The 15,626-nt window shown below is 35.4% G+C and carries 5 protein-coding genes and 1 pseudogene; 1 reads left to right on the top strand and 5 read right to left on the bottom strand.

Translation table 11 applies throughout. The annotated features are described in order from the left end of the window. Nucleotides 1-4,387, bottom strand: a pseudogene (locus Q0829_RS25495) (hypothetical protein); the annotation flags it as partial. Nucleotides 4,388-4,713: 326 nt separating this feature from the next. Here Q0829_RS25495 and Q0829_RS25490 point away from each other — a divergent pair. Beyond that, nucleotides 4,714-6,300 (top strand): peptide chain release factor 3, encoded by a 1,587-nt coding sequence (locus tag Q0829_RS25490; RefSeq protein WP_298548389.1) that lies wholly within the window; start codon nt 4,714-4,716, stop codon nt 6,298-6,300. Nucleotides 6,301-6,458: 158 nt separating this feature from the next. Here Q0829_RS25490 and Q0829_RS25485 read toward each other — a convergent pair whose 3' ends face one another. From Q0829_RS25485 to rpoB, 4 genes are all read right to left on the bottom strand, one after another. After that, a complete protein-coding gene (locus Q0829_RS25485; protein ID WP_298548386.1) occupies nt 6,459-6,779 on the bottom strand; it encodes a DUF962 domain-containing protein in 321 nt (106 codons plus the stop codon). A gap of 144 nt (nt 6,780-6,923) precedes the next feature. Further along, nucleotides 6,924-7,238 (bottom strand): DUF3467 domain-containing protein, encoded by a 315-nt coding sequence (locus Q0829_RS25480; protein WP_298548383.1) that lies wholly within the window; start codon nt 7,236-7,238, stop codon nt 6,924-6,926. Between the two features lie 70 nt (nt 7,239-7,308). Beyond that, complete coding sequence (gene rpoC, locus Q0829_RS25475; RefSeq protein ID WP_298548381.1) at nt 7,309-11,607, bottom strand: DNA-directed RNA polymerase subunit beta'; 4,299 nt, start codon at nt 11,605-11,607, stop codon at nt 7,309-7,311. Nucleotides 11,608-11,700: 93 nt separating this feature from the next. Next, on the bottom strand, nt 11,701-15,510 hold the full coding sequence (gene rpoB / locus Q0829_RS25470) for a DNA-directed RNA polymerase subunit beta (RefSeq protein WP_298548378.1): 3,810 nt from the start codon (nt 15,508-15,510) through the stop codon (nt 11,701-11,703). Nucleotides 15,511-15,626: the final 116 nt, after the last annotated feature.

Genomic DNA, 15,626 nt, shown 5'->3' with positions numbered 1-15,626 from the left:
CATTCGTATAATCTCCAGGGGCTACTGCACTACCATCTGCCAATACAAATGGATAGGTAACTGGCTGTGGTGTGCTAACATTTAAGGTAATTGTATGTACTAAATCCGTACCCTCTGTAACGGTTGGACTGCTTACTCCCGTGACTACAATAGGTATCTCCGTACAAAAATCGAAACCACCAATAGCGGAGCCATGCTGAACATTAGGGCTACAAGTTGAACAATTTTGCCACACAATAGTGATACTTTCAATTCCATCTAAATCTACAAAATTAACACCTATTTGATCATCTTGATTACTTACTGAACTATCGTTAGCATCAATAACTCCAGTAGTCTCGTTAGATGTGTAAGAAGGCATCCCTGAGTTGGTAAAAGTTGGAAATATTGTATTTCCTGCACCATCAGTTGCAGTTACAGTAAACAAATCTCCATTTGTACCATTAGTATTTATATGGTATAAATCAAACCCTACAGAATATATATCTGCACTAAATGTAATTGTTTGTGTTATTCCATCTACTCCAAAACCGCTTGTATAATACTCTAATACTTCATCAGCAATAACCCCTGTCGCATTAGAATTAACACTAGGAGTTAATGTTCCAAAAGCTACGGGCCAAATACCAAAAGTACCTATTTCTCCAGAAAAAGTATGAGTAATATTTATTCCAGAGCCATCTACATCAGAAAAAGTGTTCGTTAAAGCTCCATCTGGAGTCCAATCAAATTCATCTATATTATTAGGAGCAAAGCCATCCCATACTAAATTATAAACAGTATCATCACAAATAGGGTTTTGATGCAATATTACCGGAGTAGTAGAATTACATACAGTAGCACTCGCATCAGTTACTCTTAGATTAGTACCTAGCGTATAATCTACTCCCGCTTCAGTTACTAAACCTGTTAATGGATCTACTGTAGATGGATCGCCCATACCGAATTGCTCACCATCGCCGCCATCAGCATTCGCATCATTATATGCTTCATTAGCATCACTACAGCCATCATCATCAGAATCTGTATCTTGAGTATTTGGTATTCCATCACCATCAAAATCACAAAGACTTTGAGAAATCAAAATATCATCTATTGCTAAATCATTACCTCCTCCTCCTGGAGCATTATTAATTAGAACAAACTCAATCGGATCACTGGAAGTCGGAGTAAATCCACCCGTAAACTCCTGCCAATCAACAGTTCTTAATAAATCCCCCGTATCAAATGTATATACTACCGATCCCCCTTGTTCTATATTACAGGTTATATTGGGAAATACCCTACCATCCGTACTTGGCGAATTTTCAAAATCAATATTTATTGCCCAAAAAGCTATATTCAGTTGTTGTCCTTCAACTACATTAAAAACCGATCTTCTATAAAATTCTAACCCCGCAATATTATTAGAATTATAGATAGCCATCCTACCAGTAAAATCTCCAGGACCTGTAGTATGATCACCTATTGTTTTCCAAACTACGGAAGCAAAAGTTGGCGAAACTGCCTGAATGTCTTCGAATATAGTATATTCTCCATCCTGAAGATCTATTGGGTTTCCTCCACCATTACCAGAACCTGTTCCATCTTCATAGCTATAGTTTGTATACACAGAAGATACGCGAGTTCCATCAGCCGCTCCGAAATCTTCTGATAATAATGTGAAATTAACACGAGTATCGCCAGAGGCACAACCATTTTCATCGCTATCTAAAATCCCATCATTATCATCATCTAGATCTGTAGTATCAGGAACCGTATCTCCATCACTATCTTTTAGTACAACAATACTAACTACAGCTACATCACATGAAAAGGTTGATCCTGCAGGACAGATTTGATAAGTTAACGTATATTCCCCAACAGGGACAGAACTTGCGACATCAATAGAACCTGTTCCTGTATTTAAAGTAATACCTGGATTACCTGAACTAACTAGGGTAAGATCTACCGTAGAAGTTGTTGGTGTTGCTCCTTCTATATCATCATTATTTAAAACGTTAGCTATCGTTTGTCCACCTATTCCTTCTACTACAGTAGTTCCTAAATCGTCAACCGCATCAATAGCTATATCACAAGCCAAAGTATCTCCAGCATCTGTAACAGCTGTATTTGTACCTTGCGGACTTCCTGTAATAGATGGAACTCCATTAGTCCCTACTCCTCCAGTTAGCTCTCCGCTACTACCATCAACATTAGTGTTTGTAAAACTACCACTACCTTCTAACGCATCAAAACACCCATCATCATCGCTATCTGTATCTAAATGATCTGGATTTCCATCGGCATCACTATTTACCGCAACGCAATAAACTAAATCATAAAACTGCAAAGTGACATTACCTGCATTACCATCTTGTTTAGCAGAAATAATTGTTATAGTTCTTACCGGTCCTGGAATACTTACCTCTATACTATTTGATGGTGCATTCGCTCCACCAGCAGTACTCACTACACTGTTCCCTGTAATGGTTTTTCCTCCACCAACATTATTAGTAATCGATAGTGCAATCGGTTGATTTCCATCACTGGTTGCAAAGAAATCAGAACGATCACTATTATCCAGACCACCCCATTTAAAAACAACATCATATACTGTTTCTGAGAATGTTAATGTATACGTATATGTGTCTCCAACGGTAAAATCTGTATTATTTGCCTGAAGATTTACAAAATTCGTAACACCTACGCTACCATTAACATTAGAAACACCTGAAGCCCATCCGGCACCTCCCTGTAGAGAAGCTGTAAAAGAAGCATCCACTGTACTAGTAGTCCCAGAAACATCAAAAGGATATACATCTGCTTGAGTAAATGGATTGGCCGTACTGCTAAACGTCTGATCTAGTGTTCTTGATGTAGTGGCACAATTAAGTTCATCTATATCTAAAATACCATCGTTATCATCATCAAGATCATCTGCGTCAGAAACTATATCTCCATCACTACTTCCTGCATTACATGGGTTTACAGCGCGATCTAAAACATCAGGATCATTAGTCTGAGGGCTTCCAGATATGATTGGAATCCCATCAGAATCCACATCAGCTGATGTATTTGCTAGGTTATTGTCAATGGTTAAATCCGAATACAAAAAACTACCTGACGCCTCAATAGCATCAAAACATCCATCACCATCACTATCAACATCAAATTGATCAATAATACCGTCTATATCTGTATCAAATTGATCACTTATACCGTCGCCATTGCTATCAGAGAAACCAGAAAAACTAGTATCCAAATAATTTGGAACTAAATCTCCATCTTCATCTGCAAAAGGATCTCCACCTGGTTGTTCGTTTGTATCGAGAATACCATCATTATCATCATCTAAATCCACCGTATTAGAAACCAAATCTCCATCTTGATCGGCAGGATCGAAACCAGAAGCGGTTACTATAGTACCTAAAGCTCCATAGATATCAGCTCCTGTTGAAGTATTATCAGGAAATGTTGTTACATCTAACAAATTATCACTATCTACAACATCATCACCAAAAAACGATAATCCGTAAAAAGTTTCTCCTGCACTAATACCTAAATCGGCAAAAGTTATAATAGATAACCCCATTCTTTCACCCGCTCCACCAACTCTAATTGGCTGATTATCACTATTAGAGTCTTCTATAAAAGCATTATTCCTAACTGGATTAAACGAATTAACCGTTGGTTCTCCATAAGAAGTATTTGCAACAATCGTTACCAAATTACCGTAAGAAAGAGGATTCCCAGACCCATCTATAGTAAGTATTGCCGCTGCCTTAAAGGTGTTGTTCCCATTCTTCTCTGATGCTAAAAAACCATTTAAGGTTAGATCGGCTACATTATTCACTTTTAATGCAGGAAAAACAACATCAATTCTTTCGATATTCGATGGTCCTTCATCACCTGAATTCGTACCTTGATTCCTAAAAACATCTAAAGCACCTCTATTAATAACGGGCTCTTTTAAAATCGATTCAAGATCAATGTCTCCAGGAGTTCCCGGTAAACTAGGTCCATAAATAAAATTCGAACCTCCCGTTCTCTCATAGAAAATACTTGCTTTATCTCCTAAAACCGCTACTCCCTGAGCATTCGAAGCAATATCATCACGTCTAAAAATGTAAAATTGACTTGCAAATGGAATGGTATAGACATTACTATTATATGTTACAGAAGTTATAATCACTTCATCTCCTTGTCCATATTGATACGTTTGTCCGCTAGCAGAATAAGTATCTTGGTCTGTTGCAGCTTCTGTACTAATCGTCCAGCTGGTAACAGGATTTTGAGAATTACCATTAAATCCTATAAAAAGGAAAAAAAATAGTAGGTAATAAGAATTCTTAACCAAAACATTTAGGAGCCCTAAATGTCCTGAGACTTGGGTAATTTTTTTCATATGACGATGGTTTACAATAGCTTGTAAAAGTTGTGGGTAGCAACTTTTATAGGCTATTTATAAATATCTAAATAATATTTATATTTTCAAAATTTAAGCAAAATTACGGAAAAACCGTAAATAACACTAACTACAAATATGGCGATACATTTATATATCTAACACCTTTTTCCCCATCTTTTTTTTAATTTTTCGATGAAATACACTTTTATCTCGCCATAAATCACATCAAAAACACAATATTTCGAAAAACTCTTGTTTTCGTTACTTATAATGGCTTTGTAGTTTTAAGTAGTATATTTGCAGACTTTAGCAATATAACTACAATGAAATTCACTGAGGAAATAAAGAGAAGACGAACTTTTGGTATCATTTCTCACCCTGATGCAGGTAAAACAACGTTAACTGAAAAATTGCTCTTATTTGGCGGTGCAATACAGGAAGCTGGAGCCGTTAAATCTAATAAAATTAAGAAAGGTGCTACTAGTGATTTTATGGAGATTGAGCGCCAAAGAGGAATCTCTGTTGCTACATCAGTTTTGGCCTTTGAATACCAAAATGTTAAAATTAATATTTTAGACACACCAGGACATAAAGATTTTGCCGAAGATACCTTTAGAACTTTAACTGCCGTTGATAGTGTAATTGTCGTAATTGATGTTGCCAAAGGTGTAGAGGAACAAACTGAAAAATTAGTATCTGTTTGTAGAATGCGCAACATCCCTATGATTGTTTTTATAAATAAACTGGATCGTGAAGGGAAAGATGCTTTTGAACTACTAGACGAAGTTGAACAGAAACTCGGATTAAAAGTTACTCCACTAAGCTTTCCTATTGGAATGGGATATGATTTTAAAGGAATTTATAATCTTTGGGAAAAAAATATTAATCTTTTTAGCGGAGATAGTAGAAAGAATATAGAAGAAACTATTGAAGTTTCTGATTTATCCTCATCTGAACTTAATACATTAATTGGTGATACTGCAGCCGAAACTTTACGTGAAGAAATAGAATTAGTAGAGGGTATTTACCCATCTTTTGAAAAAGAGTCTTATCAAAATGGGAGTTTACAACCTGTCTTTTTTGGTTCAGCATTGAATAATTTTGGGGTTCGTGAATTATTAGATTGTTTTGTTTCAATTGCTCCAACACCAAGACCTAAAGAGAGCGATATTAGACTTGTAGAACCTGATGAAAAAGATTTTACGGGCTTCGTCTTTAAGATTCATGCAAATATGGATCCTAAGCATAGAGACCGATTGGCTTTCATTAAAATAGTATCAGGAACTTTTGAAAGAAATGTACCTTATTTGCATACAAGGCATAACAAAAAACTAAAATTCTCAAGTCCAAATGCTTTTTTTGCAGAAAAAAAAGAAATTGTAGACATCTCTTATCCAGGCGATATTGTTGGTTTACATGATACTGGCAATTTCAAGATAGGAGACACACTAACGACCGGTGAGCAATTAAATTATAAGGGAATTCCTAGTTTCTCTCCAGAGCATTTTAGATATATAAACAACGCTGACCCTATGAAATCCAAGCAATTAGCAAAAGGAATTGACCAATTAATGGATGAAGGAGTAGCGCAATTATTCACCTTAGAATTGAACGGAAGAAAAGTAATTGGAACGGTTGGAGCGCTTCAGTACGAAGTAATACAATATAGGTTAGAGCATGAATACGGAGCAAAATGTACCTATGAAAATCTTAATGTGCATAAAGCTTGTTGGATTGAAACCGAAGACATAGACAATGATGAGTTTAAAGACTTCAAGCGTGTGAAAAGTAAATTTTTAGCAAAGGATAAAAGAGGGCAATTAGTATTTTTAGCAGATTCTTCTTTCAGTTTACAAATGACACAACAAAAGTACCCTTCTATAACTTTTCACTTTACTTCAGAATTCTAAACGTTATTTAGAGGTGTTTTAAAACCGTTTATAAGAAATAAATAAGTTCTATACGTTTTTACAATAAACGCTTCTTAAAAAGCATTTATTAAATCGATTTTTATACGAAATATTACAAAAATCTATTAACTTTTATTTTAGTATAAAATATTATTATATCAATCTTTTGTGCTATCCAATGATCGCTTTCCAAGAAGAATCTCAAAGAACAACTTAAAATCTGAAATTAAACTCCATAAAGGATACTTGAATGTTGCCGGCTTATTTTTTTCAAAAAAGGCGTGACCTACCCATGCAAAACCATACCCAACAATAGGTACCAAAAACCATTTCCAACCCCAACCGTAATAAATAGCAATTGCTACAATAATAAAAACCAAAAAAGTACCAACAAAATGTAAAGTTCTACTAGTTCTATTTTTGTGTTCTGTTAAGTAGAACTTATAGAATTCAGAATAGGTTTTAATCCGATCAGACATAATTTAATACACTTAGTTATAAGAATGTTTAAGGTAACAAAAATATAAGTACTGATCAAGTATAGATATATTTCAAAATAAAAATCCGCCTGATTTTATCAATCAAACGGATCACATATTACTCTTAAGAATATTTTACACTTCTTATGCTTGTCCGGTAGGACCGAAATTCAAAGGAATCGGTGGTTGCTCATAATCTTTAATTTCACCATGAGCAGCTTCAAATCTAGACACATTATCTCCCAGTGCTTTTAATAATCTTTTGGCATGCTGAGGAGTTAAAATGATCCTACTTTTCACTTTACTTTTAGGTCTTCCTGGCATAATATTTACAAAGTCAACTACAAATTCTGATACTGAATGGTTAATAATTGCAAGGTTGCTATAAATCCCATCTGCAATAGCATCATCTAGCTCTATGTTTAACTGATTTTGTTTTGGTTTCTTTTCGTCTGCCATTTTTAAAATATTTTACCTGAACACATTGGTTCTTAAAACAGAAAGCCTGCCAATTGGCAGGCTTAACTGATTAATTATAATTAACTTCTTGTCGTTGTTCCATTCGATCTTCGAACTCTTCTTTAGAACCAACTATGATACTTTCATAATCTCTCATACCTGTTCCGGCAGGGATTCTATGTCCAACGATTACATTCTCTTTCAATCCTTCCAGATCATCAACCTTACCGCTTACCGCAGCTTCGTTTAGTACTTTTGTTGTTTCCTGGAATGATGCTGCAGAGATAAACGATTTAGTTTGAAGCGAAGCTCTTGTGATACCTTGAAGTATTGGAGTCGCCGTAGCAGGAGTAACATCTCGTGCCTCTACTAAATTCTTATCTTCTCTACGTAAAAGAGAATTTTCATCTCTTAAATCACGAGGTGATATGATCTGACCAGCTTTAAGGTTTTCACTATCACCAGCATCTTCAATCACCTTCATTCCGTACATAGAATCATTCTCAACTATGAAATCAGATTTATGAATTAATTGATTTTCTAAGAAAATAGTGTCACCTGGATCCTGAATTCTTACTTTACGCATCATTTGACGTACTACTACTTCAAAATGCTTATCATTAATCTTCACACCTTGTAACCTATATACTTCTTGTACTTCATTAACTAAATATTGCTGTACAGCTGAAGGTCCTTTAATCTTAAGGATATCTTCAGGAGTTACAGAACCATCAGATAAAGGCATACCTGCACGTACAAAATCATTCTCTTGTACAAGAATCTGATTTGATAATTTCACAAGATATTTCTTGATTTCACCAATTCTAGATTCTACAATAATCTCACGGTTACCACGCTTGATTTTACCAAATGATACCACACCATCAATTTCACTAACAACTGCAGGGTTCGATGGATTACGTGCTTCAAACAATTCTGTTACACGTGGAAGACCTCCTGTAATATCACCAGCTTTTGCTGATTTACGAGGAATCTTAACCAAAATCTTACCTACCTCAATCTTTTCATTATCATCTACCATTAAGTGAGCTCCTACAGGTAAGTTATATGAACGAAGAACTTCGTCACCTTTACCCATAATTAGAAGCGTAGGTATCTTTTTCTTATCACGAGATTCTGAGATTACTTTCTCCTGGAATCCAGTTTGTTCATCTATTTCTACTTGATATGTTACCCCTTGCTCTACATTTTCGTAGCTTACTTTTCCAGCAAACTCTGAAATAATCACACCATTATATGGATCCCACTGACAGATACTTTGATCAGCCTTAACAGTATCACCACTCTTAATGAATAATTGAGAACCATAAGGTATAAGATTTGTACTAAGTACAATCTTAGTTTTAGGATCAATAATCTTAACTTCAGAAGTACGAGAAATTACTACATCAATTTCCTTTCCTTCAGAATCCTGACCTTTTACGGTCTTCAATTCTTCTATTTCTGCTTTACCGGCAAACTTAGATTTTAGTTGATTTTCTTCCGAAATATTACTTGCAATACCTCCAACGTGGAATGTACGTAATGTAAGCTGTGTTCCCGGTTCTCCAATTGACTGGGCAGCAACAACACCTACTGCTTCACCTCGTTGAACTGTTTTACCAGTAGCTAGGTTACGTCCATAACATTTGACACATATACCTTTCTTAGCCTCACACGTAAGAGCAGAACGAACTTCTACTGACTCTACAGGAGAATTTTCTATATTCTTAGCAGTTGCATCATCAATCTCCACACCTGCTTCTACAAGCACTTCTTGAGTTAACGGATTAATTACATCCATCAATGAAGTTCTACCTGTAATTCTAGCAGCAAGACCTTCTATAATCTCCTCATTTTTCTTTAATGGGCTAACTTCTACACCTCTTAACGTTCCACAATCTTCAATATTAACAATTACATCTTGTGCAACATCCACTAAACGACGTGTAAGGTATCCTGCATCTGCAGTTTTAAGTGCGGTATCCGCAAGACCTTTACGAGCACCGTGTGTAGATATAAAGTATTCAAGAATTGAAAGACCTTCTTTAAAGTTAGAAAGAATCGGATTCTCAATAATTTCTCCACCAGCCGAGTTAGATTTTTTCGGTTTAGCCATCAATCCACGCATTCCTGTAAGCTGACGAATCTGTTCTTTAGATCCCCTTGCTCCAGAATCAAGCATCATATATACTGAGTTAAATCCTTGTTGATCTTCTCTAATACGTTTCATCGACAACTCTGTCAACTCAGCATTAGTAGATGTCCATATATCAATTACCTGATTATAACGCTCATTATTAGTAATAAGACCCATGTTATAATTGGCTACAATATTATCTACTTGACCGTTAGCATCAGCAATCATTTTATGCTTCTCTGCAGGAATGATGATATCTCCTAAACTAAATGATAATCCTCCTCTAAATGCAAAATTATATCCTAATGTTTTAATTTCATCTAAGAAAGCAGCAGTTTCTGGAACACTTGTTACTTTTAAAATACCACCAATAATATCTCTTAGAGATTTTTTAGTCAATACTTCATTTATATAACCAGCTTTTTCCGGAACTTTTTCATTAAATAAAACTCTACCAGTAGTAGTTTCTATTATTTTAGTTACTAACTCTCCTTCTTCGATATCTTTTGTTCTAACTTTTATGTTAGCATTGATATCTAATCTTTTCTCATTGTAGGCAATAACTACCTCTTCTGGAGAATAAAACGTTAAATCTTCACCTTTAATTTCTAATTCAGGTGTTGATCTACGAGATTTAGTCATATAATACAGTCCTAATACCATATCCTGAGAAGGTACCGTTACTGGTGAACCATTGGCAGGGTTTAAGATATTATGAGAAGCTAACATTAATAATTGTGCTTCTAATATTGCTTCTGGTCCTAATGGTAAATGCACTGCCATCTGATCTCCATCAAAATCGGCGTTAAATGCTGTACACACCAATGGGTGCAACTGTATCGCTTTACCTTCAATAAGCTTAGGCTGGAATGCCTGAATACCTAAACGGTGAAGCGTAGGAGCACGGTTTAGTAATACTGGATGTCCTTTTAGAACATTCTCCAAGATATCCCAAACAACAGGCTCTTTTCTATCTATAATTTTCTTTGCAGATTTTACTGTTTTAACAATACCACGCTCGATCAACTTTCGGATCACAAATGGCTTGTACAACTCGGCTGCCATATTCTTAGGAAGACCACATTCGAATAATTTCAATTCTGGTCCAACAACAATTACAGAACGAGCAGAATAATCCACACGCTTTCCAAGTAAGTTCTGACGGAAACGTCCTTGCTTACCTTTTAATGAATCTGATAGTGACTTTAATGGTCTGTTAGAATCTGTCTTAACTGCGGAAGCTTTACGCGTATTATCGAATAAAGAATCTACAGATTCCTGTAACATACGTTTTTCATTACGCAAAATTACTTCTGGCGCTTTGATTTCCATCAAACGCTTCAAACGATTATTACGGATAATTACACGACGATATAAGTCATTTAAATCGGATGTTGCAAAACGACCTCCATCAAGTGGTACTAATGGGCGTAATTCTGGCGGAATTACCGGAACTACTTTAAGAATCATCCATTCAGGACGGTTTTCTCTATTCTTATTAGCATCACGTAATGATTCAACTACCTGAAGACGTTTTAATGCCTCAGTTTTACGTTGCTTAGAAGTTTCATTATTTGCTTTATGTCTTAATTGGTATGACAGATCATCAAGATCAATTCTCTTTAAGATTTCGATCAGGCATTCTGCACCCATCTTAGCGATAAACTTATTAGGATCAGTATCATCCAAGTATAAATTCTCCTGAGGAAGACTATCCAAAATATTAAGATATTCTTCTTCTGTAAGGAAATCCATTTTCTGAACTGGCTCCCCTTCTTCATTTTTAGCGATACCAGGTTGAATTACTACGTATCTTTCGTAGTAAATAATCATATCTAATTTCTTAGACGGCAGCCCTAATAAATAACCTATTTTATTTGGTAAAGAACGGAAGTACCATATATGAGCTACAGGAACAACTAAATTAATGTGTCCTACACGATCTCTTCTAACTTTCTTTTCCGTTACTTCAACACCACATCGATCACAAACGATCCCTTTGTAACGAATTCTTTTATATTTACCACAAGCACATTCAAAGTCCTTAACAGGTCCAAAAATACGCTCACAGAACAAACCATCACGCTCCGGTTTGTGAGTACGATAATTGATAGTTTCAGGCTTTAAAACTTCTCCCTGTGACGCTGCTAAAATTGACTCAGGAGAGGCTAAACCTATAGAGATTTTATTAAACCTCTTTACTGTATTCTTATCATTATTTCTTGCCATAATATATGGTTGCTTAAGAATTATTGTAATTTAATTTTGAATAATAATTTTATCGTACCCTTTGACTACTCTCAGGGTACGATTTCAAATATATTATTCTTCTAATCTGATATCCAGACCCAGACCTTTCAATTCATGCATTAATACATTGAATGATTCTGGTAATCCTGGTTCTGGCATAGGTTCACCTTTCACGATACTTTCGTATGTTTTAGCTCTACCGATAACATCATCAGATTTCACAGTCAGTATTTCACGAAGGGTAGCTGAAGCACCATAAGCCTCCAGTGCCCATACTTCCATCTCTCCAAAACGTTGACCACCAAACTGTGCTTTACCACCAAGTGGTTGCTGCGTAATCAATGAATATGGACCTATAGAACGTGCGTGCATTTTATCGTCTACCATATGACCTAACTTAAGCATGTAGATTACACCTACAGTTGCCGGCTGATCAAAACGATCTCCTGTTCCACCATCATATAAATACGTATGTCCAAATCTTGGAATACCCGCTTCATCTGTAAATTCATTGATCTGATCTAAGGAAGCTCCGTCAAAAATTGGAGTAGCATATTTTCTACCTAATTTCTGACCTGCCCAACCTAATACAGTTTCATAAATCTGACCAATATTCATACGAGATGGTACCCCTAATGGATTCAGTACAATATCTACTGGTGTTCCATCTTCTAAGAAAGGCATATCTTCTTCTCTTACGATACGTGCAACAATACCTTTGTTACCGTGACGACCTGCCATCTTATCACCTACTTTAAGTTTACGTTTTTTAGCAATGTAAACTTTAGCAAGTTTTATAATTCCAGAAGGTAATTCATCACCTACAGAGATTGTAAATTTCTCTCTACGTAAGTTACCTTGTAAATCATTTTCTTTAATCTTAAAGTTGTGAATTAAATCAGCAACCATTTTATTAAGATTATCATCAGTAGTCCAAGTTCCTTTAGTAAGGTGAGCATAATCATCAACACTGTTAAGCATTTTCTGAGTGAACTTTTTACCTTTTGGAAGCACTTCTTCTCCTAAATCATTAATAACCCCTTGAGAAGTTTTTCCTCCAACGATTACAAATAATTTATCTACTAACTCTGCTTTTAATAATGCAAACTTTGCATCATAAGATCTTTCTAATATTGAAATATCTTCTTTATCCTGAGAACGTTTACGCTTATCCTTAATAGCACGAGCGAACAATTTTTTATCTATAACAACACCGTGTAAAGAAGGTGAAGCTTTTAAAGAAGCATCTTTAACATCTCCTGCTTTATCACCAAAGATAGCTCTTAACAGTTTTTCTTCTGGAGTAGGATCACTTTCTCCTTTTGGTGTAATCTTACCAATAAGAATATCTCCTGGTTTGATTTCAGCACCAACACGGATCATTCCATTTTCATCAAGATCTTTTGTAGCTTCTTCAGAAACATTAGGGATATCATTAGTCAACTCTTCGTTACCTAACTTAGTATCTCTTACTTCTAACGAATATTCATCGATATGAATAGAAGTAAAGATATCATCTCTAACTACTTTCTCAGAAATTACGATTGCATCCTCAAAATTATATCCTTTCCAAGGCATGAAGGCAACCTTCATATTTCTTCCTAAAGCAAGTTCTCCATTCTCAGTTGCATATCCTTGACATAGTACTTGTCCTTTGTTTACTCTATCCCCAACTCTTACAATTGGTTTAAGATTTATAGAAGTACCTTGGTTGGTCTTACGGAATTTTATCAGGTTATACGTTTTGGAATCACTCTCAAAACTTACCATTCTTTCTTCTTCCGTTCTATCATATTTGATAGTTATCTTTTGGGCATCTACATACTCAACAACTCCAGCTCCTTCGGCATTTATTAATACTCTGGAATCTGAAGCTACCTGACGTTCAAGTCCTGTTCCTACAATTGGAGCATCTACTCTTAATAAAGGAACTGCCTGACGCATCATATTCGATCCCATCAATGCACGGTTCGCATCATCATGTTCTAAGAAAGGAATCAAAGATGCAGAAATCGAAGCAATCTGATTAGGTGCAACATCCGCATAATTTACAGATGATGGTTCGATTACCGGGAAATCACCTTCCATACGTGCAATCACCTTATCGCTCTCAATTGTACCATCTTCTTTTAATGGAAGATTGGCTTGCATTATCAATTTTTCTTCTTCTTCTTCAGCGCTTAAATATCTAAATTCTCCTAAATCTACTTTCCCTTCTTCTACCTTACGATAAGGAGTTTCAAGGAATCCCATAGAATTTACTTTAGCAAATACCGCAAGTGAAGAAATCAACCCAATATTTGGTCCTTCTGGAGTTTCAATAGGACATAAACGACCATAGTGCGTATAATGTACATCTCGAACCTCAAAACCTGCTCTTTCTCTTGATAAACCACCAGGTCCAAGTGCAGAAAGCCTGCGCTTATGAGTAATCTCTGCTAATGGATTCGTCTGATCCATAAATTGAGATAACTGGTTAGTACCAAAGAATGAATTAATTACAGAAGACAAAGTCTTTGCATTAATTAAATCAATTGGAGTAAACACTTCATTATCTCTTACGTTCATACGTTCTCTAATCGTACGAGCCATACGTGCTAAACCAACCCCAAACTGTTGTGATAATTGCTCTCCTACGGTTCTTACACGACGGTTAGAAAGGTGATCAATATCATCAATTTCAGCTTTAGAGTTAATTAACTCTATTAAGTATTTTATGATAGTTATAATATCTTCTTTGGTAAGTACTTGCTTATCCATTTCGATATTAAGACCTAATTTTTTATTCATTCTATAACGACCTACTTCACCTAAGTTGTAACGTTGGTCTGAGAAGAATAACTTGTCAATAATACCTCTTGCAGTTTCCTCATCAGGCGGTTCTGCGTTACGTAATTGACGGTATATATGTTCTACGGCTTCTTTTTCAGAATTCGTAGGATCTTTTTGTAATGTATTATGGATTATTGCATAATCACCTTTTTGATTATCTTCTTTATGAAGCAAAATGGTTTTAGCACCAGAATCCACGATCTCATCTAAGTGATCTTTATCAAGGACTGTATCACGATCTAATACAATTTCGTTACGCTCGATAGAAACAACTTCTCCTGTATCTTCATCAACGAAATCCTCATGCCAAGTATTTAAAACACGAGCAGCAAGTTTACGACCTAATACTTTCTTTAATCCAGATTTAGAAACTTTAACCTCTTCTGCAAGATCAAAAATTTCTAATATATCTTTATCTCTTTCAAACCCGATAGCACGGAAAAGAGTAGTTACTGGTAATTTTTTCTTTCTATCAATATATGCGTACATAACGCTATTGATATCTGTTGCAAATTCTATCCAAGATCCTTTAAAAGGAATTACTCTGGCAGAATATAGTTTAGTTCCATTGGCATGGAATGATTGTCCAAAGAAAACACCTGGTGAACGGTGTAATTGAGATACAACAACACGTTCTGCTCCATTAATACAGAATGTACCACTTGGAGTCATATAAGGAATTGTTCCTAAATATACGTCCTGTACAATTGTTTCAAAATCTTCGTGTTCAGGATCGGTACAGAAAAGTTTTAGACGTGCCTTAAGTGGAACACTATATGTAAGACCTCTCTCTATACATTCTTGCAAATCATATCTTGGCGGGTCTACAAAGTAGTCTAAAAATTCAAGTACAAATTGATTACGTGTATCCGTAATCGGGAAATTTTCCATGAAGGTATTATAAAGACCTTCATTTCCTCTTTCTTCTGACTTCGTTTCTAATTGAAAAAAGTCTTGAAAGGATTTGATCTGGATATCCAAGAAATCTGGATAATCAGGTCTATTCTTTACGGAAGAAAAATTCAATCTTTCAGTTTGCGTTGCTAACATCAATGGACGGAATTAAATTAAAATTTAAAAAACAGCGTATTTTAATACATCATATTTATATACGCAAAATGGTTTAGACCTTAGAGAAAATTCTCCAGGTCTAAACCTCTATGTCA

Source organism: uncultured Aquimarina sp., assembly GCF_947492405.1.
Classification (GTDB): domain Bacteria; phylum Bacteroidota; class Bacteroidia; order Flavobacteriales; family Flavobacteriaceae; genus Aquimarina.
This window is presented reverse-complemented; position numbering and strand designations above follow the sequence as displayed.